The sequence below is a fragment of the Photobacterium obscurum genome (assembly GCF_026191635.1).
GTDB lineage: Bacteria > Pseudomonadota > Gammaproteobacteria > Enterobacterales > Vibrionaceae > Photobacterium > Photobacterium obscurum.
Genome location: NZ_JAKRRW010000077.1, coordinates 1 through 269, shown reverse-complemented (window position 1 = coordinate 269; position 269 = coordinate 1). Strand labels below are relative to the sequence as shown.

General features: G+C 55.4%; 1 protein-coding gene. It reads left to right on the top strand.

The window, feature by feature from the left end; all coding sequences use genetic code 11:
* Window positions 1–269, top strand: a 269-nt coding sequence (locus tag MD588_RS25995; protein ID WP_265700844.1) for an Ig-like domain-containing protein, incomplete at both ends; no start/stop codon positions are given.

Genomic DNA, 269 nt, shown 5'->3' with positions numbered 1-269 from the left:
TCACTTTAAGTGAAGCGAGTTCTGACTTTGCGGTCGGGGATATCACCGTGGTCGGCGGTAGTTTAAGCGGCTTTAGTGGTAGCGGCATCAGTTATTCGGCGACGTTTACACCGGATAGCGACCGCACTGCAGCGGCAACCGTGGATGTGGCCGCCAATGCCTTTACCGACAGTGCAGGTAATGACAATACTGCGGCGACCCAGTTAAGCATTGGTCTGGATACGGTGCTGCCGGGGATCAGTATTGCCAGTGACAAGCCGAGCCTCAAG